The sequence below is a fragment of the Enterobacter asburiae genome (genome assembly GCF_008080435.1).
Taxonomy (GTDB): Bacteria; Pseudomonadota; Gammaproteobacteria; order Enterobacterales; family Enterobacteriaceae; genus Enterobacter; species Enterobacter asburiae_C.
Window position 1 is genome coordinate 41275 of the sequence record NZ_VRKN01000016.1, and the last position, 26862, is coordinate 68136.

A 26862-nucleotide genomic window follows, 5' to 3' on the forward strand; every position below is an offset into this window, starting at 1 on the left:
AGCCTTTCGAGGGAAAATCTCTATACTGATTCACAGACCATGCTGCCCGACAGGGTGGCCATATTCCTTAATTCGCTTATTTAGCGTGGAGAATTGAAATGCGACATCCTTTAGTGATGGGTAACTGGAAACTGAACGGCAGCCGCCACATGGTAAACGAACTGGTTGCGAACCTGCGTAAAGAGCTGGCTGGCGTGACCGGCTGCGCGGTTGCTATCGCTCCGCCGGATATGTATCTGGATCTGGCTAAACACGCCGCTGACGGCAGCCACATCATTCTGGGCGCGCAGAACGTTGACGTTAACCTGTCTGGCGCGTTCACCGGTGAAACCTCCGCTGAAATGCTGAAAGATATCGGCGCGAAATACATCATCATCGGCCACTCCGAGCGTCGCACCTATCACAAAGAATCCGATGAGTTCATCGCGAAGAAATTCGCCGTGCTGAAAGAGCAGGGTCTGACCCCGGTTCTGTGCATCGGTGAAACCGAAGCGGAAAACGAAGCGGGTAAAACCGAAGAAGTGTGCGCACGTCAGATCGACGCAGTGCTGAAAACCCAGGGCGCGGCAGCGTTCGAAGGCGCGGTAATCGCTTACGAGCCAGTCTGGGCGATCGGCACCGGCAAATCTGCAACCCCTGCGCAGGCTCAGGCGGTTCACAAATTCATCCGTGACCACATTGCTAAAGCCGACGCGAAAGTCGCTGAGCAAGTGATTATCCAGTACGGCGGTTCCGTAAACGCCTCCAACGCTGCTGAGCTGTTCACCCAGCCAGACATCGATGGCGCGCTGGTTGGCGGTGCATCCCTGAAAGCTGACGCTTTCGCGGTGATCGTTAAAGCGGCAGAAGCGGCTAAACAGGCGTAATTGCCTTTGTGGCGGGTGGCGCTTGCGCTTGCCCGCCCTACAAAAAACCTACAACTTCCCTAACACGCTAAACCACAGATAATCCAGCGGCAGCAGCACCAGATAGGTCGCTATCGCCAGCGCCAGACAGAGCACCATCCCCGCCTTTGCAGGCACCTTTCCTAAACCCATCGCCACGACGATCGGCGACGCCTGATACGGCAGCAGCGGCGTGGAATAACCCAGCACCTGAATCATGATCACTGACAGCAACGGGAAGCCGGTCGCGTCCGAAAAACTCTGCGCCAGAGTGGTGTACAGCGCCGGAACGCCGTTGGCGGTCATAATGAAGTTGAGCGCTGTGGTAATACCGGTCAGCGCCAGGAAACTGGTGAATGGTCTGTCTGCATCCAGCGGCATAATGCGGAGCAACGCCTCGCCCACCGCCGTACCAATACCCGTTTGCGTCACGACGATCGCCAGACCAAGAATACCCGCGACGTAAATACAGGTACGCATATTCACTCCCGCCGAAAACTCTTCCCCGGTAATGAACCCAATGCGCGGCAGCATAACAATGACCGACGCCGCCAGCCCCGTCCACGCGGGCCCTACGCCGTGCCAGCTCTCCGTCACCCACATCCCCAGCACCACCGCCAGCAGCCAGGCGAGACGCTTTTCGTCCCGCCCCATAGGCTCAGACGGCGCCTGTTCCTTCGCCGGTTTCGGGCTGCCGGGAAATAGCCAGCAGATCAGGCCAATCAGGATCAGGCCTTTGAGAATACCCAGTACCGGCGTGTGCAGCAGCAGATACGGGACATAGTTCAGATGGATGCCGTACGAGCCTTCCGCCGCACCGCTCATCACCAGATTAGGGACGTTAGCAGGCAGGATAGTCGCCGAAAGCTGGAAAGTCCCGAACCCCACGGCCAGCGCCAGACCATACCAGGCGCGGGAGCCGTCGGCGATACCGGCGCGTTTTGCCATCGCCGCGACAATCGGCATCAGCAGCGCAATACGTCCCATATTCGACGGCATCACAAACGCCAGCGCATAGCTCAGCAGCACCACGCTCGCCACCATCAACACCCAGGAGTCGGTGAGCTTTGCCGACAGTGCCCGGGCGGCCCTGTCCGCCAGTCCGGTTTTACGGATCGCCACGCCGAGCACAAAACCGCTGAATACCAGCCAGAAAGCCGACGAGGCAAAACCGCCGAAGATCGTCTCAGGCGGGGCGATTCTGGCGGTCATCGCCGCCGTGAAGAACAGCAGCGCGGTGATAAATTCCGGCAACAGCGACGTCGCCCACAGCACGATGGTGACGCCCACAATCAATGAAGGCAGCAGCAGAGGATGCGTTAACCAGAGCGACATACCTGTCTCCTGTAGAATTTTTCAGCAAGTCTACGGTGACAGGCAGCCCGAGTAAACGCGATTTATGGTGGGGTTATTTCAGGATAGTGCATTGATGATCCTGTAATTCCTCTGCTGACGCGCGGTTAAGCATGAGCAGGTTACGCTCTGTCGCCAGCAAAACGAACGAGCCGTCCGACTGCTGCGCCATCGCCAGGGCAAAGCGCCCCATATGGTCGCGCGCCTCCGGCAGCTCTTCTGCCAGCATCATAAACGGGCTGCGCTGCACCAGTTCATTCTCCGTCACCCGGCGAGCAAGATACTCATGTCCTTCCAGCCCCCCAGGAAGAGGCAGCCACTGGGTGCTGATTTCTCCCTGTGCCGCGTTGAGCTTCTCACGCACGTCCGGGCGCAGACAGGAGATATGAATATGAAAATGGTTCTGCGTGCGCCCTGTCGGCGAGTTAATCGTCAGCGAAATGGCGCTGTCAGGCACCTCGGATCCACGCTTCAGGGTCATAAAGCTGCGCGACTGCCACGCCAGCCAGAAAAAGTTCGGCGTATGCGCTTCGGTCAACAACGGGCTCTCGGTACCGTTGATGCGATATGTCGGCATCAGCAGGTATTGCAGCGGCCCGTTGCGATCTTTAAACACCACATAGCCTGCATCCGTTTTCACCTGCGCACACGGCGCCGGGTGACGGTTCTGGATCTGATTCGGCACACACTGGTCGAGAACGATATGTCGCAACGCATTCGGATTACCCGCCTTCATCCAGTACCAGCCGCCAGCGGCAAGGGCGATGACAATGAGGATCAATAAGATAATTTTTTTCACAACGCGTTCCCTGTTTTCAATAGAGGCAAAAGAGTAACGCAAAATGATGACCAAATAAAAAACCCGGCGGATTTCTCACGCCGGGTCACCGTGTCATTGGCTAATGGTTAGCGCTGGCTGATCTGGTCGAAAGTACCGCCGTTAGAGAAGTGCTCTTTCTGCGCTTTCGTCCAGCCGCCGAACTCGTCATCAATGGTGAAGAGTTTCAGTTTAGGGAATACGCTTTCGTATTTCTTCGCAACGGCCGGATCGCGTGGACGATAGAAATTTTTCGCCGCAATTTCCTGGCCTTCTGGCGAATAGAGATACTTCAGGTAGGCTTCCGCCACCGCGTTGGTCTCTTTCTTCTCAACCACTTTATCGACCACAGAGACGGTCGGTTCAGCCAGAATCGATTCGCTTGGGGTCACGATCTCGAATTTGTCTTTACCCAGCTCGTGGGTCGCCAGCAGGGCTTCGTTTTCCCATGCGATCAGCACGTCGCCAATCCCGCGCTCTACAAAGGTGTTGGTGGCGCCACGCGCGCCGGAGTCCAGCACCTCAACGTTTTTATACAGCGCTTTCACGAATTCCTGCGCTTTGGCCTGGTCGCCATTGTTGTGGTGCAGCGCGTAGCCCCACGCGCCCAGGTAGTTCCAGCGAGCACCGCCAGAGCTTTTCGGGTTCGGGGTAATCACAGAAACGCCCGGTTTGATCAGGTCGTTCCAGTCTTTAATTTGTTTCGGGTTGCCTTTACGCACCAGGAAGACGATGGTCGAGGTGTATGGCGCGGAGTTATCCGGCAGGCGTTTGATCCAGTTTTTGTCGATGCGGCCACGCTCGGCGATCGCGTCGACATCGTAGGCCAGCGCCAGGGTCACCACATCGGCTTCAATACCGTTGATAACGGAGGTCGCCTGCTTGCCAGAACCACCGTGAGACTGGCGAACCACGACATTGTCACCGGTTTCCTGCTTCCAGTGTGCCGCAAACGCTTTGTTGTATTGCTCGTACAGTTCACGCGTCGGGTCGTATGACACGTTCAGTAACTGGATGTCCTTAGCCAGAACGCTGGTCGATGCCAGCAATAATGTTAAACCCACGCCCCATTTATTCATCGCCCAGCTCTCTTGTGTAGTGTTTTGATGAATGCAGCGTGCCAGAAAGCGATTCGAGGATTAAAGAATAAAAAAAGATTGGCTATAACGTAGTGGAATAAAAGAAGTGAATGAGCGGCCTGATGCCCTCACCCCAACCCTCTCCCACGGGAGAGGGAGCAACCATAAAAAACGGTAACCCAAGGGTTACCGTTTTGCATTTACCTTGCCGCCACCGGGCAACAGAGCCGATCAGTACAATTTTTTCGCGCAGTCCAGCCAGTCACCTTTGAACGGACGCTTCATGCTTTCAATGGCGTCGATGATGTCATGGTGAACCAGTTTTTCGTTCTGAATACCGACGCAGCGGCCGCCGTGACCCTGCAACAGCAGATCGATAGCGTACGCGCCCATACGGGACGCCAGGATACGGTCGTAAGGACCAGGGGAACCACCACGCTGGATGTGACCCAGTACGGTCGCGCGGGTTTCGCGTTTGGTTTCGGCTTCGATGTACTTCGCCAGCTCGTCAACGTCACAGATGTGCTCGGTGATAGCCACGATCGCGTGTTTTTTACCTTTCGCGATGCCCGCTTTGATTTCAGCCACCAGATCTTCACGACTAAATTCGACTTCTGGCACGACGATAAATTCGCAACCGCCCGCAATGGCTGCCGCCAGCGTCAGGTCACCGCAGTAACGGCCCATCACTTCAACGATAGAGATACGCTGGTGAGAAGACGAGGTGTCACGCAGACGGTCAATCGCTTCAACAACGGTACCCAGCGCAGTAAAGAAGCCGATAGTGTAGTCAGTACCTTTGATGTCGTTGTCGATGGTGCCTGGCAGGCCGATGCACGGGAAACCCATTTCGGTCAGACGTTTTGCACCCATGTAGGAGCCGTCACCACCGATAACCACCAGGGCGTCCAGGCCGCGTTTCTTCATGTTTTCGATAGCCACTTCACGAACGTGTTCATCACGGAATTCCGGGAAGCGCGCAGAACCGAGGAAAGTACCGCCACGGTTGATCATGTCAGACACGCTGTAACGGTCGAGCTGAACCATACGATCTTCATACAGGCCCAGATAACCGTCATAAACGCCAAAAACTTCCAGACCTTCCGTCAGCGCTGCACGGACAACACCACGAATTGCCGCGTTCATGCCCGGCGCATCACCGCCGCTTGTCAACACACCGATTTTCTTAATCATGACTACCTCTGAACTTAGGAATGCAAAATTGAAATCTGTTGCCGGAAGAAACTTATCGACCAACGAATACTGCAAATAGTATATCAATCCCTTCCAGCTGAATTGATTCAGGTCAGACCAAATGGCGGTAATTTATACACAAAATGCTGGCCTGGCTCACTTTTTTACAACGAATTACGAAAGCCCAACATGACCGGGTACAACCGAGCAGGGATCCTGGTGAATGATGACGTCTGAACCAGGAAAACGCTGCAAAATCGCCTGCTCGACCTGCTCAGCAATAACGTGAGCCTGTACCAGTGGCAGGTTGTCTTCCATTTCAATGTGAATCTGAATAAAGCGGGTCGGCCCTGACTGCCGCGTTCGAAGATCGTGTGCACCGCTGACGCCGGGCCATGAGGTCACGATAGAAAAAATTTCATTACGTTCTGAGTCCGGGAGGGCGCGGTCAAGCAGTGATTGCACCGCTTCATACCCCATCCGCAGGGCGCTATATAAAATATAGATACCAATCCCTAACGCAAACAACGCATCGGCCCGATGCCAGCCATACCAGGCCAGACCGAGCGCAATAAGAATAGCCCCATTCATCATAACATCAGATTGATAATGAAGCATATCTGCCCGTACAGCCTGACTTTGCGTTTTGCGAACAACCCAGCGCTGGAACGTTACCAGAACAAGTGTGCATATAAGCGCAACGATCGTCACAATCACGCCCACGCCGGGATCGTTCATCGGTGTCGGCGAGACGAGATGCTGAATGCCGGTTAAAAACAGGAAAAGCGCAGAACCGGAAATGAACATACTTTGCGCCAGCGCGGCCAGCGACTCCGCTTTGCCGTGCCCAAACGTGTGCTCTTCATCCGCTGGCTGCAGCGAATAACGCACTACCAGCAGGTTGGTCAGCGAGGCGGCAATATCCACCAGCGAGTCCACCAGCGCCGCCAGAATACTGACCGATCCGGTATACCACCACGCGAAAACCTTGATGACCAGCAAACACGACGCCATTACCGTCGCGGCCATTGCGGCCCGGCTTACCAGTCTTCCATAGGATTGATTCATAAACGCTCCTGTCATGTCATGCCGCTATTATAACGGAAGCATGGGGAGTCGAAGGATGAATAAACGGTTAACAAAAGAGAATGACAGGCAAAAAAAAACCCCACATCATGTGGGGGAAGACAGGGATGGTGTCTATGGCAAGGAAAACAGGGTTTACTGGTTACTACGGGTACTGCTATTGCTACTGAAAAACGTCGTTTCTGAGCTTCGCTGCATCCGTGCAACCTCACGCAGCTGGTCCATTCGCTGCTGATGTCTGGTGTTCAAAACCGCTTGCTGCTCGGGCGTTAGCAGGTGGAACATCTGGTTGCGGACCTTCGCCATCTCTACCTGGCGGGCAACCTGTTCCTGTGCCATTTTTTCGGCCTGAGCGCGTACAGCGCTTTCGTCAAAATTTTCTGCGGTGACAAGGCGATGCATTGTCTCCATTTCGCTAACATTAACAGGGGGCTGGTCGTGTCGTGCCCTCTGCATCAGATCTCGCATCTGTTGACGCTGATGTTCGGTTAAACTAATGCCGTCAAACATATGGCTTTGGCTGCTGTTCTGCGTTGCGCCCTCTTGTAAGGGACTGTTATCGCTGATAATAGCTACAGCAGCCTGGCTAAACGCACTGAACGCCAGCGTTGAGGCCATGACGGCAGCGGTAACTTTGCGCATCACTTGCTCCCAAAATCTTTCGTGTCGCGATTCAACGAGAGACAGTCTACGATTCAGGCTGCAAACATGCGTCAGGGGGTGTAAAACAACGTAAAGTCATGGATTAGACAGCCTTGATGTCGTAATTTCTGCCTCGGAGGTATTTAAACAATGAATAAAATCCTGTTAGTTGATGATGACCGAGAGCTCACATCCCTTTTAAAGGAGTTGCTCGACATGGAAGGTTTCAATGTCCTGGTTGCCCATGATGGCGAGCAGGCGCTGAGTCTCCTTGACGACAGCATCGATTTACTTTTGCTCGACGTGATGATGCCGAAGAAAAACGGCATTGATACGTTGAAAGAGCTTCGCCAGACACACCAGACTCCCGTTATTATGCTGACCGCGCGCGGCAGCGAACTTGACCGCGTACTCGGCCTTGAGCTGGGCGCGGATGACTATTTACCGAAGCCGTTTAACGACCGTGAACTGGTTGCCCGTATTCGCGCTATCCTGCGTCGTTCCCACTGGAGCGAGCAGCAGCAAAATACCGACAACAGCTCACCCACCCTTGAAGTCGACTCCCTGAGCCTGAACCCGGGCCGTCAGGAAGCGAGCTTTGATGGCCAGACGCTGGAACTGACCGGCACGGAGTTCACCCTGCTGTATCTGCTGGCGCAGCACCTCGGCCAGGTGGTATCGCGTGAGCATCTAAGTCAGGAAGTGCTGGGCAAACGTCTGACCCCGTTTGACCGCGCCATCGATATGCACATCTCTAACCTGCGCCGTAAGTTGCCGGAGCGTAAAGACGGTCATCCATGGTTTAAAACCCTGCGTGGTCGCGGTTATCTGATGGTTTCCGCTTCATGATAGGAAGCTTAACCGCCCGCATCTTCGCCATCTTCTGGCTGACGCTGGCACTGGTTTTAATGCTCGTACTGATGTTGCCAAAACTCGACTCACGCCAGATGACGGAGCTTCTCGACAGCGAGCAACGTCAGGGCGTGATGATCGAGCAGCACGTGGAAGCCGAGCTGGCAAACGATCCGCCGAACGATTTAATGTGGTGGCGAAGGCTGTTTCGCGCTATCGACAAGTGGGCGCCGCCCGGACAACGCCTGCTGCTGGTGACCAGCGAAGGCCGCGTCATTGGGGCCGATCGCAATGAAATGCAGATTATCCGCAACTTCATTGGCCAGGCGGATAACGCCGACCATCCCCAGAAGAAGAAATATGGCCGCGTAGAGATGGTGGGGCCTTTCTCCGTCAGAGACGGAGAGGATAATTATCAGCTCTACCTGATCCGTCCGGCGAGCAACTCCCAGTCTGATTTTATCAACCTGCTGTTTGACCGCCCTCTCCTGCTGCTGATTGTCACCATGCTGGTCAGCTCGCCGCTGCTGTTATGGCTGGCGTGGAGCCTGGCAAAACCAGCACGTAAGCTGAAGAATGCTGCCGATGAAGTGGCGCAGGGTAACCTGCGACAACACCCTGAACTGGAAGCCGGACCGCAGGAGTTCCTTGCCGCCGGAACCAGTTTTAACCAGATGGTGAGCGCTCTCGATCGCATGATGACCGCACAGCAACGTCTGCTGTCGGATATCTCGCACGAGCTGCGTACCCCGCTTACGCGCTTGCAGCTTGGCACCGCGCTGCTGCGCCGCCGCAGCGGTGAGAGCAAAGAGCTGGAGCGTATTGAAACGGAAGCTCACCGCCTGGACAGCATGATCAACGACCTGCTGGTCATGTCGCGCAATCAGCAGAAAAATGCGCTGGTCAGCGAAACGGTGAAAGCGAATCATCTCTGGCATGAAGTGCTGGATAACGCGGCGTTCGAAGCGGAACAGATGGGTAAATCCTTCACCGTCAACTTTCCGCCGGGCCCGTGGCCGCTGTACGGTAACCCCAACACGCTGGAAAGCGCGCTGGAGAACATCGTGCGTAACGCCCTGCGCTACTCACATACGAAGATTGAGGTGGCGTTCTCGGTGGATAAAGACGGGATCACCATCATCGTGGACGACGACGGTCCTGGAGTCAGCCCGGAAGACCGCGAGCAGATTTTCCGTCCGTTCTACCGTACCGACGAAGCGCGCGACCGGGAATCGGGTGGCACGGGGCTGGGTCTGGCGATTGTTGAAACCGCCATGCAGCAGCACCGCGGCTGGGTTAAAGCCGACGACAGCCCGCTGGGTGGACTACGGTTAACGCTGTGGCTACCGTTGTATAAGCGTTCGTAGTTTCCCCTCACCCCGCCCCTCTCCCCTTTGGGGAGAGGGTTAGGGTGAGGGGCAGTTACTTCCCCCACAATCTCCGCGAATTATCCTCGATCTTGCTGCTTAAACGCCGCTTCTGCATCGTTCTCGTCCAGCTGGTCGATAACCCCGCCGCCGACAGCAGGCGGTGATACTGCTCGTCATCAAACGGCATATGCCAGGCAATGGCGCAGGCGTCATAAATAGACACATCACTCAGGCGTGATGCCAGCTCAAGCGGGGCGTCCGCTGAAACCTGCCCTGCCAGCACCACGCGGTACAGCCAGCCGGTTTTGCCTGCTGTTTGCAGCTGGGCAGACATATCCTGAATACCGAAGTGGAAGTTGAGCTTGAAGCACGGCGAGCGTGGCTGCGTCACCTGAATCAGGGCATCGCCCCAGCGGTAGATATCACCTATAAACACGTTCTTTTCGGTGAGCCCTTCGGTAGAGAGATTCTCGCCAAACGCGGGAGCGACGAAGAGGTCCGCCTGCTCGGGGAACTCGGTTTTCCAGTACTGATAGTGTTCGCGCGGGTAGTGGCACAGCGCGCGATCAGGCCCGCCGTGGATTTTCTTTTCGGCCTGCTCGTCACCCGCAAGCCCGAGGTCGGTTAACGTCAGCTCACCGTCGACCTGAATTTTGGCGATGGCACTCGGGCGGCTGCCGTCGTACTCCCTTACCTTGCCTGTAAATACATTCACCGGATAATGCATCGCTGCTCCTTTCTGCAGATACAAAAAAAGCGAGTCATCAGACTCGCTTCTCACAGGCGTCAATGCAACCTTATTTTTTAGCAGCGAAACGTGCTGCTGCTTCGTCCCAGTTCACCACGTCCCAGAAGGCTTTGATGTAGTCCGGACGACGGTTCTGGAATTTCAGGTAGTAAGCGTGTTCCCACACGTCCAGACCCACGATTGGGAAGCCGGATGCGCCAGAGATCGCTTCACCCATCAGCGGGGAGTCCTGGTTAGCAGTAGACACTACCGCCAGCTTGTCGCCTTTCAGAACCAGCCACGCCCAGCCAGAGCCGAAACGGGTTGCAGCAGCTTTTTCGAATTCCGCTTTGAAGTTGTCAACAGAACCGAAGTCGCGCTCGATAGCCGCTTTCAGGTCGCCCTGCAGGGTGGTACCGGTCTTCAGGCCTTTCCAGAACAGGCTGTGGTTAGCGTGACCGCCAGCGTTGTTACGCAGAACGGTTTTCTTGTCCGCTGGCAGCTGGTCCAGCTTGGTGATCAGCTCTTCAGCAGACAGGTTAGCGAACTCTGGCAGGCTTTCCAGCGCGGCGTTCGCGTTGTTCACATAGGTCTGGTGGTGTTTAGTGTGATGGATTTCCATCGTCTGCTTGTCGAAATGCGGTTCCAGTGCGTCGTAGGCATACGGCAGGGATGGCAGTGTATAACTCATAATCCTCTCCATTATTGTCGGGCGGCACAGCTGTTAATGCCGCGTAAGCAGTTGGTTCATTATAGTTAATTAAATGATATTGAAAATGATTATCAATGCCGTAGTTTTTATAAGGTTATTCGCATTCTGACAAAAGCCAAAATGGGTAATTCACTCAGGAGGTTAACGGAAGATGCTGCCGCGATGACGACAGCATTGTCGGGTTAGTTTTGTTCTGCCACCAGCAGCGCATACGTGTCTGGCTCCAGAGCCTTAAAGATGTGCGGCTGGTCGGCGGGGTAGCAGATGTAATCCCCGGCAGCGAGCTCTTCCGCCGCGTCGAGCAGGCCGACCAGGGCCCGTCCCTGCGTCACAATAATATGCTCTACTGCGCCAGAGGAATGCGGTTGGGAAATACGATCGGCACCTGGCTGAGTCATCAGCAAGTAGACATCCCGCCGTGCGCCCGGTGGACATGCGGCGAGCAAAATGGCTTCATAGTTTGCCTGCCCGGCGACCACTTTCGTTCCTTCACCACGGCGGATCACCTGCGTGGTCGGTAGCTGCGGCTCAAGCAGGCGGGCGAAAGGTATATCCAGCGCCACGCAAAGCGACCACAGCGTTTCCAGGCTAGGGTTACCGTTGCCGGACTCCAGTTGGGAAAGGGTGGATTTAGCGATCCCGGCACGGCGGGCAATTTCCGCCAGTGAAAGCCCGGTTCGCAGACGTTCCCGCACCAGACTTTTAGCGATCAGGCTGATTGGCTGCGTCATATAACGGCCTCTTTGTTCTATAAATCGAACGAATCGTTCATCTTGAAAAACACTTCTGTTGCGTTCATTATAATGGATACACGTTCGATATGGCTAAAAATGTATGAAGCATCATCTCTCTTGCCTGAAAGGCGACACCATAAAAGCAATCATCCTGGTCTGCCTCGCGGTCGGCGTGGTCGGGATGTCATACGGCTCCCTGGCGATGGCCTACGGTTTCCCGGTCTGGGTACCGTTTGTACTCTCCATCACCGTACTCGCAGGCGCGTCAGAGTTTATGTTTATCGGCATTGTGGCAAGCGGCGGTAACCCGCTGGCGGCCGCAGCGGCGGGGTTGCTGGTCAACGCGCGGCACGTGCCGTTTGGCGTGACGGTGCGTGAACTGGTGGGTAAACGTGGCCTGAGCCTTTTGGGCTGCCACATCATGAACGACGAAAGCGTGGTGTTTGGCCTGTCGCAAAAAACAGCCGAGCAGCGCAAAGCCGCTTACTGGCTATGTGGGTTAGGCGTGGCGATTATCTGGCCGCTGGGGGCATTGCTGGGTGCGATGGTCGGCAAATTACTACCGGATCCGGAAACCATCGGGCTGGACGCGGTATTCCCGGCGATTTTGCTGGCGTTAGTGGTGCCTGCGTTTAAAAACCGTACTACGCTGATCCGCGCCTGTAGCGGTGCGGTGTTGTCGCTGGCCGCCGTGCCGTTTGCACCGGTGGGCTTGCCGGTGCTGCTCTCTTTACTGGGTCTCGCTGCGAGGAAAAAATAATGGGAAATATGACGTTTTTTATTCTCGGCATCGCCATTTTGTCTGCGGGAACGTATCTGATGCGTCTTGGCGGGGCGAAACTGGGGAACAGGCTGGCACTGTCAGAACGCTCTCAGGCGCTGCTTTCGGACGCGGCAACGGTGCTGCTGTTTTCCGTCGCGCTGGCGACGACGTTTTATGAAGGTGAACATTTCGCAGGAATGGCGCGCGTGCTGGGCGTGGCATTTGCGGTGTTTCTGGCCTGGAGAAAGATGCCGTTAATTGTGGTGATCGTCGCAGCAGCGGTGGTGACGGCGTTACTGCGCCTGGCGGGCATAAACTAAAAAAGCGCCCCGAGGGCGCTCTTTCGACGGTGTGACAGCTTATTTATTCAGTTCAGCGGTCATGTGTACGCGGTTACCGGAGAATGCCTGGGTAATTTTGTAAGATGACGCGCCGGCTTCCTGAGCCTGAGCCGCGATTTTAGCTTCTGCGCCATCAATGGTTGACGCGGTTGCGGTCACGGTCTGTGCAGCGAAAGAACCGAAAGACGTAGCCAGAGCGATTACAGCGACAAAAGTTTTGATGCTTTTCATAATATAAACCCTTTCGTTAAGTTGTTCAGGTAAGGCACCGTGCCTTGATGAGATAAATACTAGACCTCATCCCGAACAACTAAAAGCGGAAGGATTTGCTATTATCATTCAAAATTACTGATTAACAATTAACCGCTGCGGATGGGTATAAATCGTCGCCCTTCCCGGCTTGCAGAAGCCCACCAGCGTCAGGTTGCAGCGCTCCGCCACCTCCACCGCCAGCGTCGTTGCGGCTGAGACCGCAAACAGAATTTCCACACCGCACATCGCGGATTTTTGCACCATCTCATAGCTGGCGCGGCTGGAAACGAGTGCCGCCCCCTGCTGCCAGAGATCGCTTTCCCGCGCACGGCGGCCAAGCAGCTTATCCAGCGCCACATGGCGGCCAACGTCCTCATGCCCCCCGGCAATATCCCCCGACGGCAACACCCATGCCGCCGCGTGCGTGCAGCCGCTCAGCTGGCCGATGGGCTGCACATCGTTCAGGTGCTCGAGCGCATGGTCGAGGTGAGCCAAATTAAAGGTCTGAGTAAACGGCAGTGGCGCAACGGGTTTGCCAATATCATTGAGCTGCTCAACGCCACATACGCCGCAGCCGGTACGCCCGGCCAGCGCGCGGCGGCGCTCTTTCAGCCCCATAAAGCGGCGGCTGGAGAGTTCGATTTGCACTTCAAGGCCGTTACACGCCTGCACCACGTCCATGCCGTAGATCTCCTGCGGATGGTCAATGATGCCTTCCGAGAGGGAAAAACCGATGGCGAACAGCTCAAGATCTTTCGGCGAAGCCATCATCACCACATGCGAGATACCGTTGTAAACGAGCGCAACGGGCACTTCTTCCGCCAGAAAATCGGGCGTGGCATGGGTGATGTGGGTCGGTCTGTGTACCGACAGTTCCACAATGCCTGCAGGCAGTGGTGACGAGTGGGGAGCACGGTTTTGTTTAGACACAGCGGTATTCCTGAACAACCACGGAGGTGAGCCTGCTATTCCAGCATAATCCACAGGCTTTACGCATAGTATGGATCAACTTTTCAACAATCATTCTCCTACTCATTCAGAAGGGGTGCAACCCGACACCTGCTACACCCCTTTAACATGCAGAGCTGTTAATGTGATCAATATCACACTTTATAATCAACATGGTGATAATACGTTCACTTTGTATTAACGCCATTAGAACAGCTGTGCCGACATTGTGGTATTCTGATGATATCCCTCGTGGAATTGAGGGATTAACGCAAATTTTTTCCTTTGCGGTCATTCTTCAGCCGCGAAGTCAAAACTACATATGTAAGCAATGTCGAAACAAGGAGTGACCCATGCAGGTCAGCAGAAGGCAGTTCTTTAAGATCTGCGCTGGCGGTATGGCAGGCACCACGGCAGCGGCACTGGGCTTTGCGCCCGGCGTAGCGCTGGCGGAAACGCGGCAGTATAAACTGCTGCGCACCCGTGAAACCCGTAATACCTGTACGTACTGCTCTGTCGGTTGCGGGCTGTTGATGTATAGCCTCGGCGACGGTGCTAAAAACGCCAAAGCGTCTATTTTCCATATCGAAGGCGACCCGGATCATCCGGTCAACCGCGGCGCATTGTGCCCGAAAGGGGCCGGTCTGGTGGACTTTATCCACTCCGAAAGCCGCCTCAAATTCCCTGAATATCGCGCGCCTGGCTCCGACAAATGGCAGCAAATCAGCTGGGAAGAGGCGTTCGACCGCATCGCAAAACACATTAAAGAAGACCGCGATGCCAACTTTGTTGAGAAGAACGCCGACGGCATCACGGTCAACCGCTGGCTCTCCACCGGGATGCTGTGTGCCTCTGCTTCCAGCAACGAAACCGGTTATTTAACCCAGAAATTTACGCGCGCACTCGGTATGCTCGCGGTCGACAACCAGGCGCGTGTCTGACACGGACCAACGGTAGCAAGTCTTGCTCCAACATTTGGTCGCGGTGCGATGACCAACCACTGGGTCGACATCAAGAACGCCAACCTCATTGTGGTGATGGGCGGTAACGCCGCTGAAGCGCACCCTGTCGGGTTCCGCTGGGCGATGGAAGCCAAAATCCACAACGGTGCGAAACTGATTGTGATCGATCCCCGCTTTACGCGTACTGCGTCAGTGGCGGATTTCTACACCCCTATTCGTTCAGGTACTGACATCACTTTCCTGTCAGGCGTATTGCTGTACCTGATGACCAACGAAAAATATAACCGCGAATACACCGAAGCCTATACCAACGCCAGCCTGATCGTGCGTGAGGATTACCACTTCGAAGATGGCCTGTTCAGCGGTTACGACGCCGAAAAACGCAAATACGATAAAACCAGCTGGAACTACGAGCTGGATGAGAAAGGCTTTGCGAAGCGCGATACCACCCTGCAACATCCGCGCTGCGTGTGGAACCTGCTGAAAGAGCACGTATCCCGCTACACGCCGGAGGTTGTCGAAAACATCTGCGGTACGCCGAAGGCAGACTTCCTGAAGGTGTGCGAGCTTATCGCCGAAACCAGCGCGAAAGATAAAACCGCGTCGTTCCTGTACGCACTCGGCTGGACGCAGCACTCCATCGGCGCGCAGAACATCCGTACCATGGCGATGGTTCAGCTCCTGCTCGGCAACATGGGGATGGCAGGCGGCGGCGTAAACGCCCTGCGCGGCCACTCCAACATTCAGGGTCTGACCGACCTCGGCCTGCTGTCTCAAAGCCTGCCGGGTTATATGAACCTGCCAAGCGAGAAACAGACCGATCTGCAAACCTACCTGACGGCCAGCACGCCTAAACCGCTGCTCGAAGGCCAGGTAAACTACTGGGGCAACTATCCGAAGTTCTTCGTCTCGATGATGAAAGCCTTCTTCGGAGACAAAGCGACGGCTGAAAACAGCTGGGGCTTTGACTGGCTGCCGAAGTGGGACAAAGGTTACGACGTTCTGCAGTATTTCGAGATGATGCACCAGGGCAAAGTGAACGGCTATCTGTGCCAGGGCTTTAACCCGGTTGCCTCGTTCCCGAACAAGAACAAGGTCGTTGAGTCTCTGTCGAAACTGAAGTTCCTGGTGACGATTGACCCGCTCAATACCGAGACCTCAACCTTCTGGCAGAACCACGGTGAATCGAACGACGTCGATCCATCGAAGATTCAGACCGAAGTGTTCCGTCTGCCATCGACCTGCTTCGCGGAAGAGAACGGTTCTATCGTCAACTCCGGCCGCTGGCTGCAGTGGCACTGGAAAGGCGCAGACGCCCCGGGCATCGCCATGAACGACGGCGAGATCCTGGCCGGTATCTTCTTACGCCTGCGTAAGATGTATGCGGCAGAAGGCGGCGCGAACCCGGAACCGGTGCTGAACATGAGCTGGAACTACTCGACGCCGGAAAACCCAGCGCCGGAAGAAGTGGCGATGGAGAGCAACGGTAAGGCGCTGGCGGATGTTATCGACCCGGCCACTGGCACAGTGCTGGCGAAGAAAGGCGATCAGCTCAGCACCTTCGCACACCTGCGCGATGACGGTACCACGTCAAGCGGCTGCTGGATCTTCGCCGGTAGCTGGACGCCGAAGGGCAACCAGATGGCCAACCGCGATAACGCCGACCCGTCGGGCCTTGGCAATACGCTGGGCTGGGCATGGGCGTGGCCGCTCAACCGCCGCATCCTCTATAACCGCGCGTCCGCTGACCCGCAGGGCAACCCGTGGGATCCGAAGCGTCAGCTTCTGAAGTGGGACGGCGCGAAGTGGGGCGGCGTGGATATTCCGGACTACAGCACTGCCGCACCAGGCAGCGACGTTGGGCCGTTTATCATGCAGCCTGAAGGGATGGGACGTCTGTTTGCTATCGATAAGATGGCGGAAGGTCCGTTCCCGGAACACTACGAGCCGTTTGAGACGCCGCTGGGCACCAACCCGCTGCACCCGAACGTGGTCTCTAACCCGGCAGCCCGTATCTTTAAGGGCGATTTAGAAGCGCTGGGTAAAAAGGACAAGTTCCCGTATGTGGGCACCACCTATCGTCTGACCGAACACTTCCACTACTGGACCAAGCACGCGCTGCTTAACGCCATCGCGCAGCCGGAACAGTTTGTGGAGATCGGCGAGAAGCTGGCGGGCAAGCTCGGCATTGCCCATGGCGATACCGTGAAGGTCTCCTCGAATCGAGGCTATATCAAAGCCAAGGCGGTGGTGACCAAGCGTATTCGCACGCTGAACGTTCACGGTCAGCAGGTGGACACCATCGGTATCCCGATCCACTGGGGTTACGAGGGCGTGGCGAAGAAAGGGTTCATTGCGAACACCCTGACGCCGTTCGTCGGCGATGCGAACACGCAGACGCCGGAGTTTAAGGCCTTCCTCGTGAACGTGGAAAAGGTGTAACGGAGACGACTTATGGCTTATCAATCTCAAGACATTATCCGTCGTTCCGCGACTAACGGTTTCACGCCCGCGCCTCAGGCGCGGGACCACCAGCAGGAAGTGGCGAAGCTTATCGACGTGACCACCTGTATCGGCTGCAAAGCCTGTCAGGTGGCGTGTTCGGAGTGGAACGACCTCCGTGACGAAGTGGGTCACAACGTCGGGGTGTACGACAACCCGGCGGACCTGACCGCCAAGTCCTGGACGGTGATGCGTTTCTCGGAAGTGGAGCAGAACGACAAACTGGAATGGCTTATCCGCAAAGACGGCTGTATGCACTGTGCGGATCCGGGCTGCCTGAAAGCGTGCCCGTCAGAAGGGGCTATCATTCAGTATGCCAACGGTATCGTCGACTTCCAGTCCGAGCAGTGCATCGGCTGCGGCTACTGCATCGCAGGCTGTCCGTTCGACGTACCGCGACTGAACCCGGAAGACAACCGCGTCTACAAATGTACGCTGTGTGTCGACCGTGTGAACGTCGGTCAGGAGCCTGCATGCGTGAAGACCTGCCCAACCGGCGCTATCCACTTTGGCTCCAAAGAGGATATGAAAACGCTGGCGGCAGAGCGCGTGGGCGAGCTGAAAACCCGTGGTTACGACAATGCAGGCCTGTACGATCCGGCCGGGGTTGGCGGTACGCACGTGATGTACGTGCTGCACCACGCCGACAAGCCGAACCTGTATCACGGTCTGCCGGAGAACCCGGAAATCAGCGCCACCGTGAAGTTCTGGAAAGGCATCTGGAAACCGCTGGCAGCGGTCGGTTTTGCTGCCACCTTCGCAGCAAGTATCTTCCACTACGTCGGCGTTGGTCCGAACCGCGCGGAAGAGGAAGACGACAACCTGCATGAAGAGAAAGACGAGGTGCGCAAATGAGAAAACGTGACACCATCGTGCGCTACACCGCGCCGGAACGCATCAACCACTGGGTCACCGCCTTCTGCTTCATGCTGGCGGCGATAAGCGGGCTGGGGTTCTTCTTCCCGTCCTTCAACTGGCTGATGCAGATCATGGGGACACCACAGCTGGCACGCATACTGCACCCGTTTGTGGGCGTCATCATGTTCGCGTCGTTCATCATCATGTTTTTCCGCTACTGGCACCATAACCTAATCAATCGGGATGATATCTTTTGGGCGAAGAATATTCGTAAGATCGTCGTCAACGAGGAAGTGGGTGATACCGGGCGTTATAACTTCGGCCAGAAATGCGTATTCTGGGCGGCGATTATCTTCCTGGTCCTGTTGCTGGTGAGCGGCGTGATCATCTGGCGTCCGTACTTTGCGCCTGCTTTCTCAATCCCGGTGATCCGATTCGCGCTGATGCTGCATTCATTTGCCGCAGTGGCGCTAATTGTGGTTATCATGGTGCATATCTACGCCGCCCTTTGGGTGAAAGGCACCATTACCGCGATGGTGGAAGGATGGGTAACCAGTACGTGGGCGAAGAAACATCACCCGCGCTGGTACCGAGAGGTCCGCCAGAAACAGGAAAAGTCATCTGAATGAGTATTCGCATAATCCCGCAAGATGAGCTGGGGTCGAGCGAGAAACGCACGGCGGATTATATTCCGCCGTTGTTATTCCCCAGACTCAAGAACCTCTACAACCGCCGCGCAGAGCGTCTGCGCGAGCTGGCAGAGAACAACCCGCTGGGCGATTTTCTGCGTTTTGCCGCGCTGGTTGCCCACGCGCAGGAAGTGGTGCTGTACGATCACCCGCTGCAAATGGATCTGACCGCGCGCATCAAAGAAGCCAACGTGCAGGGCAAGCCGCCGCTGGACATTCACGTCCTGCCGCGCGACAAGCACTGGCAAAAGCTGCTGCATTCGCTGATTGCCGAGCTGAAGCCGGAGATGAGCGGTACCGCGCTGGCGGTTATCGAGAATCTGGAAAAAGCCTCTGACCTGGAGCTGGAAGAGATGGCGAGCGCGCTGTTCGCGTCCGACTTCTCGCTGGTGAGCAGCGATAAAGCGCCGTTTATCTGGGCTGCGCTGTCGCTCTACTGGGCGCAAATGGCAAGCCTGATCCCCGGTAAAGCCCGCGCCGAATACGGCGAGGCGCGTCAGTTCTGCCCGGTCTGCGGCTCAATGCCGGTCTCCAGCATGGTGCAAATCGGCACCACTCAGGGGCTGCGCTACCTGCACTGCAACCTGTGTGAAACCGAGTGGCACGTGGTGCGCATCAAGTGCAGCAACTGCGAGCAGACCCGCGATCTGAACTACTGGTCGCTGGAAAATGAAGAAGCGGCAGTGAAAGCCGAAAGCTGCGGCGACTGCGGCACTTACCTGAAGATTCTGTACCAGGAAAAAGACCCGAAAGTCGAAGCGGTGGCCGACGATCTCGCCTCGCTGATTCTGGATGCGAAGATGGAGCAGGAGGGCTTTGCCCGCAGCTCTATCAACCCGTTCCTGTTCCCAGGTGAAGGGGAGTAATTTCCATTTAGCCCGGTCAGCCTCTTTGCTGCCGGGCTAATTACTGCGAAAGTGCAGGGATAACATGTTGCGGATCGTTGGCAATAGCACGTAGCAGCGCTTTAGCCGGCCCAGTAGGCGAACGTCTGCCTTGTTCCCAGTTACGCAGTGTATCGACACTAACAGAAATTAAATTCGCGAATTTACTCTGCGATAGCCCGGACGCCTGACGGATTTCTTTGATTTTCATCGCATCGATTTGAAAAGTACGTGACGGTTCACGTTTGCCCTCAGCGATTTCGTTCATTTGCGCCAGGCTTTGGGTTAACCGCTCAAAGAGTGCCTTGTCCATTTACCACCTCTCAATCATCTTTCTCAGTACGGCTTTTTCACTCGCAGACAGGTCATCTTTAATCCCTTTGCGATAGATGAGCAGCAGCCTGATTTCAAGCTCACGCGTGCGATGAAAATAGATCACCCTGACTCCACCACGCTTTCCCCTGCCTCCTGAAAGCCAACGAATCTTTCGTAGGCCTCCCGTATTTTGGATCAGATCGCCATAATCAGGTTGCGTTGCCAGGAAAACCTGAAACTTATGGTATTCCTCGTCATCCAGTAACGTTTTGACGTCTTCTGTGAAAATATCCGTTTCAATGAATAGCATAAATTATACGCCATTGACTTATAGTAGCAAACATCCAATGTACGTCAATGACGTACCCCTAATATGAGTTACGTTATTGCGATTTTGGTTACTTATCCATCTGTTTCATCAAGTGATGTTAGTTTCTGCGAGCCGTTTTCCAGATCACTGGTTTCACACAATTTGATGTTTTCTTCTGCATTAAACCAGGTTATAAGACTGTGTATTCATACAGCAAAAGGACGCCGCCATGGCTCTTGAAAAGGGTATTGATAAGCTTGTTCAAGATTTTATTGCTGCAGGAAGACCTTCCTCGCGAAAGCAAAATATTGATGACCGGAGGGCTGGGTATGTCGCCAGCACAGAACTGGCCGGAGAGACAGAAGCTCGCGTCCAGGTTGAAACGCATGTTCTTGAAGGTATGACCTTTCGGGTATTTTCGCCCCTCAATGCACCAGAAACACTACCTGCAGCCATCTACTATCACGGTGGATGCTTTATCAGCGGCGGCTTTGATACCCATGACAATCAACTCCGTCAGTTAGCCTACTATGGCAATTGCCGGGTGGTTGCGATTCAGTACAGGTTGGCACCGGAACATACCTTCCCCGCCGCGCATGACGATGCAGAAAGAGGTGCGGATCTGGTCTGGCAATATGCAGGCAAATTAGGCGTAGATAAGAACCGGCTCACCCTCTGTGGAGACAGCGCAGGAGGGCATCTGGCGCTGGTAACGGCGCTGAGGCTTAAGGTTAAAGGGCTGTGGCAACCTGTGCAGCTTATTCTTATCTATCCCATGCTCGACGCCACGGCCAGTTTTGAAAGTTATGCCCTTAATGGCACGGATTATATTATCACCCGCGATACCCTGCTCAGCGGGTATGAAATGTATCTCGCAGAGACTGATCGCCAGCATCCGGAAGCCAGCCCGCTGTGGCGCGATGATTTTTACGGACTTCCGCCAGTGCACATCATTACCGCAGAGTACGATCCGCTGTGCGATGAGGGAGAAATGTTGTATCAGCATCTGACTGAGCAGGGTGTGAAGTGTATCGCTCAGCGCTGGCTGGGCGTCATCCATGGCTTCTTTCAGCTTGGCGGCGTCAGCCAGTCAGCGCGAGACGTTATGCGGGATATCGCCGGGCGGATCAAGCACGCCCGAGGTGAATGAACAGGAGATTACTCCTCCTCGTTCCCACCCTCTTCATACGCGCCATACGGCTTCGCCGGAAGAACGATATAGGTGCCTTCAAACACCGCACCCGGTGTTTTATCGCCAAACAGCTCGACCTGCATTTGTACGCGGGCTTTGCGGCCACGAGCCAGACGGTCAAGATCGCCGCCCAGTGACCCCAGATCGGCCACGGCGCTCGGCTTGCCGCTTATTGGTGCGCTATAGCGAATGTGGGCATCAGCAAGAATGATTGTGCCACCCAGATGGCGCTCGCGCAGCATCAGCCAGATAAGCCCCCAGCCGGTGAGCGTGGCCAGTGAGAAAAGACTTCCGGCAAACAGGGTGTGGTGCGGGTTCTGATTGCCAGTTTCCGGCATGGTGGTAATAAATTTTTGTCCGGTGTACTGCTGAATGCGCACGCCCATTTTTTCACTGAGCGGAATGTGCTGATACCAGGCCTGCTGCAGCTGACCACACCAGTCGGCGCGATGAAGAATATCATCCAGCGTGGCGATGGGTTTAATCATCAAAAAATGACGAATCGGCGTGGTTTGCGGGGTCGTGATTTCCCCCTGATTCACAAAACCGAGTTTGGCGAAGAATTCTACGGCATCTTCGCGGGCGCTACAGGTGACGCGCTTCACCCCTTCCTGACGGGCGACGGATTCCAGCGTCATGGCCATCAGGGTGCCGAGCCCTTTGTCCTGCACGGAAGGATGAACCGCCATAAAGCGAATAGACGCTTCGTTATCGGCGTTAATATACAAACGCCCGACGGCGACGAGGTTGCCCTCTTCGTCCATCACCATCTGATGGTGGGCCATCGCGTCCCAGGCGTCGCGTTCAGAGCCTTTTGGCTGATGCAGTGGCTTGCGCAGCATTTCCCAGCGGAACTGGTAATAAGCGTCTAACTCTTCTTCCGTTTGCGGTACTCGAAGGTGATACATAGCTGTACTCTCTCTTGTTACCCGCGGCCACGCCGCCAGTTGGCTCATACCTGGAGCCAGAATGTGACGGGGCCATCGTTCACCAGCGAAACCTGCATATCTGCAGCGAATCGTCCGGTTTGCGTATTCATTTCCTGCTGGCGACAACGCTCAACAAAGTACTCGTAAAGTTCTTCTGCACGATCCGGCGCGGCGCCTTTAGAGAAACTCGGGCGCATGCCGCGCTCGGTATCCGCTACCAGCGTAAACTGGGAAACCACCAGCACGCTGCCGCCCGCCTGCTGGACGTTCAGGTTCATCTTACCTTCCGCATCGCTGAAAATACGGTAGCCCAGCACGCGCTCACACAAGCGGTTGGCTTTCTGTTCGTCATCATCCTTTTCGACACCTAACAACACCAAAAGTCCTGGGCCAATTTCACCCGTCACCTCTCCCTCCACGGTGACGCTGGCACGGGTTACGCGCTGTATCAATGCAATCATGGTTGGTCTGCTTCTTGTTGTTTTTCAGCTGCTGCTGCTTTTTTAAGTTCGCGGTATATACCGAGAGTGACAGTTATTTCGGCACCAAGCAAGACGATACACCAGGTCCAGTAGACCCAGACAAACAAAATGGGGATCACCGCCAGCACGCCGTAAATCAGCTGATAGGACGGAAACATGGTGATGTAGAGGGCAAACCCTTTTTTACCGAGCTCAAAAAGCAACGCCGCCACCAGCGCCCCCACGACCGCATCACGGTTGGGCACGCGCGTGGTCGGCACGACGCTATAGAGCAGCCAGAACGAAAGCCACGACAGGATCAACGGAAAGATGCGAAGCGCATTATCAATAACGCCGTTTAAATCACTCGCCCAGCGCAAGGAAAGAAGATACGAACTGATTGCTAGGCTCGCCCCGGCCAGCAGCGGTCCCAGCGTGAGAATCATCCAGTACACGGCAAAGGAATACACCTTTGGCCGCGCTTTTTTACTCCGCCAGATAGTGTTCAGCGCGTTATCGATGGCATACATCAACAGCAGCGCAGTGACGATAAGACCGCATGCCCCTACAGCCGTCATCTTGCTGGAATTGGCTACAAACTGCTCAATGTAGTTCTGGATGACATCCCCGGTTGCAGGAATGAAATTCGCGAAGACAAAATGACGAAGCTGCAGGCTCACGTCCGCAAACATCGGAAAGGCGGAAAACAGGGCAAAGATGACCGCCACCAGCGGCACTAATGAGAGCAACGACACATAGGCGAGGTTACCCGCCAGTGTGGTCATGTTGTCCTCATCAATACGGTGCCAGAGCAGTTTCAGCCAGGCCCTCAGCGGGCGAGTATGATGCGTGGCTTTTTGATGAACGGTTTTTAGCATAGCTGCTTCGCGAAGTAGTTTGGTATCGTCTCTTTTCCGGTCACCAGAATTGACGTTATACCCAACTGGTTAGCTCCCTCTATATTATCGGCGTTGTCGTCGAAAAAGACCGCATCGGCCGCGGTGAATCCCTCTGACTGCAGAACAGCCTGATAAATTCGCGCTTCAGGTTTACGCATCCCCATCTCCTGCGAAAGATAGATCTTATCGGCAGCCGCCTTAACTTCAGGGTATTCCTCAGGCCAGAACGTGGTGTGCAGACGGTTGGTATTTGACAACACAACGACCCGATGGCCCTGCTCGCGAAGCTTATGCATGATGTCGATCACTTCAGGCCGGATGGCGACAAATACTGCCTGCCAGCCGTGTGAAAACTGCTCGTAGCTTAACGGTAGATCCATCTCCTGACAGAAACGTTCAGCAAACTCTTCATCGCCGATCTCGCCGCGTTCATGCTGACGAAAGGTCTCGCCCATCGCGAAATTCTGCTTCAATGTCGCCAGCGGAACGCGGCTAAAGTCGCTCCATGCGCCCAGCACGCGATTAAAATCGATATCGACGATTACGTTTCCTAAATCAAAGATATAAAGCATGTTTATCTCCTGCTCGCCGTGGAGAGGTAACTGTAGCGGGAATAAAGAGATTTGACTATGCGTGCTGTCTAAGGTGTGCGATCGATTTCTACGGCGCGTTTTTACGACAGTAAAGTGAAGGGACGTTTGACGCGGCAAAAATCCATGCCCCCCGATACTCATCGATCATCAGGCTCAACTCTCTTCCCGGCGTGCGATAAAAACCCGGCAGCGTTGCGTTGATATCAGCCTCATCCGCATCATCGGCAAAGGTTTTAACAATACGATCGTTATTTAATACGCGCGCGTTCTGATGATAGCTGTAGTGAAAATAGATGGTCCGGTTAACTTCAGAAACCGTCTGACCAAATAATTTGCCGTTTATGACGGTGGAACCCTCCCGATGCTGCATCCGCCAGGAAACCGTACCCACAAATCGGTTTTTACCAATCGTCCATTCCACATCTCCCGTACAACGTATCGGCGTACTCGACAAATGCGAATAAACTAGCCAGCCACTGGTGATAGCGGCCCCCAGAAACGCCGCCAGCAAAATAATACGGTTCCGGAGTGTCTTCATTGCTCATGCGCCCAAAAATAATGCGTGGTACATAACGCTGCCGCGTTCCGTCGCGCATCGTTATTACAGACAAACGCCGCGATTCGCTCCGTTTTACTATAGCCGATGAGAAAAACGTATCGTTTTTCGGCGCACAGACCAGGATAATTTTTTAACAGGCGCACGTAATGATCCTGAATAGGTTCATTCGGTGCATAAAAAAGCTGGCAGGCGTTGGTCGTGTTGCCCATTGAAAGTGGAATAAAATGACTAAACGGCATGTTCTGGTGATGTTTATATAATATCACCCCGTTGATAAGCGCGATTAGCAAAAGCGTAGCGGTGGTTATTATCAACCAGGCTGGCTTCTGCCTCGCGGTGGTATCGGCGATTGCCACGTCTTTATTGACGATTACCAGGTCAGCGGTTGGGGTAAATACTTCAACCTGAGTGCTTTCGGAAAGCATCAGCCCGCGACGCGAAATGGTTTTTACCGTATCGCGCGGTAACCCCACTTCAGCCAGTGCATTGCGTAATGTCAAAATGGCCTGGTAAAACGTATTCGGTGTAGTGACGTCATTGCGCTCCCCCCATCCCACCACCATTAACTGGTTTTGCGAAATAATGTCCCCAGGATGGGTGACGAGATAAAGAAAACAGAGATTGGCAGGAAGCTGCAATTGTATCGTGCGCCCGGTAATATGATTCACCAGGGTTTTGTTTTCTGGGTCATACTCGACCAACTTGTTAATGAGATACAATTTTCCTTTCCTCTGCAATAACAACGCTTAACTTTATACGTTAAAAACATATACGTATATTTAACAACATTATAGGTCAGATGGATTAGGCCGCGATACCACCCCATCTAAGATTAAAAACAACGTATTATTTTTCAATCTGTTACAAGGCACTTTTCTTAGGTTTCCCTCATCTAAAACGACATAATGAGATTTCATTACACTTCGCCAGGCCAAATAATTATATTGAGCCGCAAGTAGAGAAAAGACTGACGTCACGGTAGATAGAAGAAACGAATCTTTAGCTATTAGTGCTATTTCGTGAATCTTCTTTTCGACTTTTTTTTGTCGAATAATCTTAAAGGATTGATGGATATTCCTGGTTCACTTCTGCCAGGTGATGTTCTTTCGCTATGACGACGGCCTGACGGAATAGAAACCACCAGGAATTTATATTCCCTGCCATTATTTTTCATAAATAAGACAGGACTACCCGATATGTTTCAAGATTGACACATTTGAACGGCAATGAAATATTGGCAATGAAAATAAGACAGGAGTGGACTGGATGATAACATCGTCGCAAAAGGTTGTCCGCTGTATAAGCTGTGAATTGTCCTGTCAGTTATATCCAGATAACGCAGTACGATCACAATACTGTGGCAACGCCTCGTTCGCGGTTTGGCCGGCTGGTAATCATTTCCTGCAGATTGCAGTAGAAAATAAAATATTACGTGGAAACAAGAATCATTTATCACGTGGATTTATTTTTGTAGACTTTTCGATGTACAACCTGCGTTTGCTTGCCGATCCGCAATGGATTGAACGGCTGGCGATAACCAATATGAACATCGTCATTATCACGGACCGCAAACTGGAGGCGCTAGCTAATTACTTATTCAATCACCGCAGTGAAATAAAGGGAGTTATTTATTCGGATGATAAGGACATTATTTTACAGGAAAAAATTGGCCATCTTTTCTCCGGTAGACGGGTGAATAGCAGACGAGGAAGTACTTTAAATACTGTCGAATTCACTTTACTTAACAGGTTTTTATCAGGAGCGTGTCTCCAGGAGATTATAAAAACAGACAGCATTGATGTTAAAAAAATTTATGTCCATAAAATACGACTTGAGAGGAAGTTAGGTACCAGTATTCATAAAATTCTCGTTTCTATTTTGTAATTTCAACCACTTAACATACCCACATTTAATGGTGTGGAGGATGTTTTACGCCTGAAAGAAAGGGGGCAGTT

General features: G+C 54.2%; 30 protein-coding genes. 11 read left to right on the forward strand and 19 right to left on the reverse strand.

What is annotated here, in order from left to right; all coding sequences use genetic code 11:
* The first annotated feature begins 98 nt into the window (after window positions 1-98).
* Window positions 99-866 (forward strand): triose-phosphate isomerase, encoded by a 768-nt coding sequence (gene tpiA / locus FU672_RS20740; RefSeq protein WP_028018119.1) that lies wholly within the window; start codon window positions 99-101, stop codon window positions 864-866.
* Between the two features lie 48 nt (window positions 867-914).
* Here tpiA and FU672_RS20745 read toward each other — a convergent pair whose 3' ends face one another.
* The 6 genes from FU672_RS20745 to cpxP all read right to left on the reverse strand — a co-directional run bounded on the left by FU672_RS20745 (window position 915) and on the right by cpxP (window position 7055).
* Window positions 915-2219: an SLC13 family permease gene (locus FU672_RS20745; protein ID WP_148244650.1), complete on the reverse strand. Its 1305-nt coding sequence runs from the start codon at window positions 2217-2219 to the stop codon at window positions 915-917.
* Window positions 2220-2292: 73 nt separating this feature from the next.
* The gene (locus FU672_RS20750) at window positions 2293-3036 is read right to left on the reverse strand and encodes a CDP-diacylglycerol diphosphatase (RefSeq protein ID WP_148244651.1); all 744 of its coding nucleotides are present in this window, start codon (window positions 3034-3036) and stop codon (window positions 2293-2295) included.
* A 107-nt stretch (window positions 3037-3143) separates the two neighbouring features.
* Window positions 3144-4133 carry a sulfate ABC transporter substrate-binding protein gene (locus FU672_RS20755; protein ID WP_148244652.1) on the reverse strand — a complete coding sequence of 330 codons (990 nt, stop codon included), beginning with the start codon at window positions 4131-4133 and terminating at the stop codon, window positions 3144-3146.
* A 231-nt stretch (window positions 4134-4364) separates the two neighbouring features.
* Entirely contained in the window at window positions 4365-5327 is a 963-nt protein-coding gene (pfkA, locus tag FU672_RS20760; RefSeq protein ID WP_134347562.1) for a 6-phosphofructokinase, read from the reverse strand.
* Window positions 5328-5501: 174 nt separating this feature from the next.
* The gene (gene fieF, locus FU672_RS20765; RefSeq protein ID WP_148244653.1) at window positions 5502-6395 is read right to left on the reverse strand and encodes a CDF family cation-efflux transporter FieF; all 894 of its coding nucleotides are present in this window, start codon (window positions 6393-6395) and stop codon (window positions 5502-5504) included.
* Between the two features lie 153 nt (window positions 6396-6548).
* Complete coding sequence (gene cpxP / locus FU672_RS20770) at window positions 6549-7055, reverse strand: cell-envelope stress modulator CpxP (protein WP_063144343.1); 507 nt, start codon at window positions 7053-7055, stop codon at window positions 6549-6551.
* A 150-nt stretch (window positions 7056-7205) separates the two neighbouring features.
* On the opposite strand from cpxP, the gene cpxR reads away from it, so the two are divergent.
* Both cpxR and cpxA read left to right on the forward strand, forming a co-directional pair.
* On the forward strand, window positions 7206-7904 hold the full coding sequence (cpxR, locus tag FU672_RS20775) for an envelope stress response regulator transcription factor CpxR (protein ID WP_006179159.1): 699 nt from the start codon (window positions 7206-7208) through the stop codon (window positions 7902-7904).
* Window positions 7901-9274, forward strand: coding sequence for an envelope stress sensor histidine kinase CpxA (gene cpxA / locus FU672_RS20780; RefSeq protein ID WP_010436910.1), 1374 nt, complete (start codon window positions 7901-7903; stop codon window positions 9272-9274). The genes cpxR and cpxA overlap by 4 nt, the downstream gene beginning before the upstream one ends.
* Window positions 9275-9329: 55 nt before the next feature.
* Here the strand turns inward: cpxA and yiiM are convergent, their stop codons facing one another.
* The 3 genes from yiiM to FU672_RS20795 form a co-directional block, all read right to left on the reverse strand.
* Complete coding sequence (gene yiiM, locus FU672_RS20785; RefSeq protein WP_410053335.1) at window positions 9330-10004, reverse strand: 6-hydroxyaminopurine reductase; 675 nt, start codon at window positions 10002-10004, stop codon at window positions 9330-9332.
* A 70-nt stretch (window positions 10005-10074) separates the two neighbouring features.
* Entirely contained in the window at window positions 10075-10695 is a 621-nt protein-coding gene (gene sodA, locus FU672_RS20790) for a superoxide dismutase [Mn] (RefSeq protein WP_010436906.1), read from the reverse strand.
* A gap of 203 nt (window positions 10696-10898) precedes the next feature.
* Entirely contained in the window at window positions 10899-11447 is a 549-nt protein-coding gene (locus FU672_RS20795) for a helix-turn-helix domain-containing protein (RefSeq protein WP_148244655.1), read from the reverse strand.
* 103 nt (window positions 11448-11550) lie between these two features.
* Here FU672_RS20795 and FU672_RS20800 point away from each other — a divergent pair, with 103 nt between their 5' ends.
* A complete protein-coding gene (locus tag FU672_RS20800; protein ID WP_045909098.1) occupies window positions 11551-12210 on the forward strand; it encodes an AzlC family ABC transporter permease in 660 nt (219 codons plus the stop codon).
* Complete coding sequence (locus tag FU672_RS20805; RefSeq protein ID WP_148244656.1) at window positions 12210-12533, forward strand: AzlD domain-containing protein; 324 nt, start codon at window positions 12210-12212, stop codon at window positions 12531-12533. The genes FU672_RS20800 and FU672_RS20805 overlap by 1 nt, the downstream gene beginning before the upstream one ends.
* A 39-nt stretch (window positions 12534-12572) precedes the next feature.
* Here the strand turns inward: FU672_RS20805 and FU672_RS20810 are convergent, their stop codons facing one another.
* Window positions 12573-12785 (reverse strand): YdgH/BhsA/McbA family protein, encoded by a 213-nt coding sequence (locus tag FU672_RS20810; protein WP_014072382.1) that lies wholly within the window; start codon window positions 12783-12785, stop codon window positions 12573-12575.
* Window positions 12786-12899: 114 nt separating this feature from the next.
* Entirely contained in the window at window positions 12900-13736 is an 837-nt protein-coding gene (fdhD, locus tag FU672_RS20815; RefSeq protein ID WP_148244657.1) for a formate dehydrogenase accessory sulfurtransferase FdhD, read from the reverse strand.
* A 371-nt stretch (window positions 13737-14107) separates the two neighbouring features.
* Here fdhD and fdnG point away from each other — a divergent pair, with 371 nt between their 5' ends.
* Genes fdnG through fdhE form a run of 4 tightly spaced genes read left to right on the forward strand, consistent with a single transcriptional unit; the run spans window position 14108 to window position 19631 of the window.
* Complete coding sequence (fdnG, locus tag FU672_RS20820; protein ID WP_148244658.1) at window positions 14108-17158, forward strand: formate dehydrogenase-N subunit alpha; 3051 nt, start codon at window positions 14108-14110, stop codon at window positions 17156-17158.
* Between the two features lie 12 nt (window positions 17159-17170).
* Complete coding sequence (gene fdxH, locus FU672_RS20825) at window positions 17171-18073, forward strand: formate dehydrogenase subunit beta (RefSeq protein ID WP_014833793.1); 903 nt, start codon at window positions 17171-17173, stop codon at window positions 18071-18073.
* A complete protein-coding gene (gene fdoI / locus FU672_RS20830) occupies window positions 18070-18705 on the forward strand; it encodes a formate dehydrogenase cytochrome b556 subunit (protein ID WP_008501832.1) in 636 nt (211 codons plus the stop codon). Before fdxH ends, fdoI begins: the two co-directional genes overlap by 4 nt.
* The gene (gene fdhE / locus FU672_RS20835) at window positions 18702-19631 is read left to right on the forward strand and encodes a formate dehydrogenase accessory protein FdhE (RefSeq protein ID WP_148244659.1); all 930 of its coding nucleotides are present in this window, start codon (window positions 18702-18704) and stop codon (window positions 19629-19631) included. The genes fdoI and fdhE overlap by 4 nt, the downstream gene beginning before the upstream one ends.
* A gap of 40 nt (window positions 19632-19671) precedes the next feature.
* Here fdhE and nadS read toward each other — a convergent pair whose 3' ends face one another.
* Together nadS and FU672_RS24895 are read right to left on the reverse strand one after the other, a co-directional pair.
* Window positions 19672-19962 carry a NadS family protein gene (gene nadS / locus FU672_RS20840; RefSeq protein WP_023333879.1) on the reverse strand — a complete coding sequence of 97 codons (291 nt, stop codon included), beginning with the start codon at window positions 19960-19962 and terminating at the stop codon, window positions 19672-19674.
* Window positions 19963-20274, reverse strand: coding sequence for a type II toxin-antitoxin system RelE/ParE family toxin (locus FU672_RS24895; protein ID WP_187360837.1), 312 nt, complete (start codon window positions 20272-20274; stop codon window positions 19963-19965).
* A 229-nt stretch (window positions 20275-20503) separates the two neighbouring features.
* Between FU672_RS24895 and FU672_RS20850 the strand changes: the two genes are divergently transcribed.
* Window positions 20504-21424 carry an alpha/beta hydrolase gene (locus FU672_RS20850; RefSeq protein ID WP_148244660.1) on the forward strand — a complete coding sequence of 307 codons (921 nt, stop codon included), beginning with the start codon at window positions 20504-20506 and terminating at the stop codon, window positions 21422-21424.
* 8 nt (window positions 21425-21432) lie between these two features.
* Here FU672_RS20850 and fabY read toward each other — a convergent pair whose 3' ends face one another.
* From fabY to FU672_RS20880, 6 genes are all read right to left on the reverse strand, one after another.
* Complete coding sequence (gene fabY / locus FU672_RS20855; protein WP_161566068.1) at window positions 21433-22374, reverse strand: fatty acid biosynthesis protein FabY; 942 nt, start codon at window positions 22372-22374, stop codon at window positions 21433-21435.
* A gap of 44 nt (window positions 22375-22418) precedes the next feature.
* Window positions 22419-22856: a D-aminoacyl-tRNA deacylase gene (gene dtd / locus FU672_RS20860; protein ID WP_148244662.1), complete on the reverse strand. Its 438-nt coding sequence runs from the start codon at window positions 22854-22856 to the stop codon at window positions 22419-22421.
* Window positions 22853-23734, reverse strand: a complete 882-nt coding sequence (locus FU672_RS20865) for a virulence factor BrkB family protein (RefSeq protein WP_148244663.1) — start codon at window positions 23732-23734, stop codon at window positions 22853-22855. The genes dtd and FU672_RS20865 overlap by 4 nt, the downstream gene beginning before the upstream one ends.
* Window positions 23728-24327 (reverse strand): glucose-1-phosphatase, encoded by a 600-nt coding sequence (gene yihX, locus FU672_RS20870; protein ID WP_148244664.1) that lies wholly within the window; start codon window positions 24325-24327, stop codon window positions 23728-23730. The genes FU672_RS20865 and yihX overlap by 7 nt, the downstream gene beginning before the upstream one ends.
* A gap of 88 nt (window positions 24328-24415) precedes the next feature.
* Window positions 24416-24886 carry a hypothetical protein gene (locus FU672_RS20875; protein ID WP_148244665.1) on the reverse strand — a complete coding sequence of 157 codons (471 nt, stop codon included), beginning with the start codon at window positions 24884-24886 and terminating at the stop codon, window positions 24416-24418.
* Complete coding sequence (locus FU672_RS20880) at window positions 24883-25626, reverse strand: winged helix-turn-helix domain-containing protein (protein ID WP_148244666.1); 744 nt, start codon at window positions 25624-25626, stop codon at window positions 24883-24885. Before FU672_RS20880 ends, FU672_RS20875 begins: the two co-directional genes overlap by 4 nt.
* Window positions 25627-26173: 547 nt before the next feature.
* Here FU672_RS20880 and FU672_RS20885 point away from each other — a divergent pair.
* Window positions 26174-26791, forward strand: coding sequence for a helix-turn-helix transcriptional regulator (locus FU672_RS20885; protein WP_148244667.1), 618 nt, complete (start codon window positions 26174-26176; stop codon window positions 26789-26791).
* Window positions 26792-26862 lie beyond the last annotated feature (71 nt).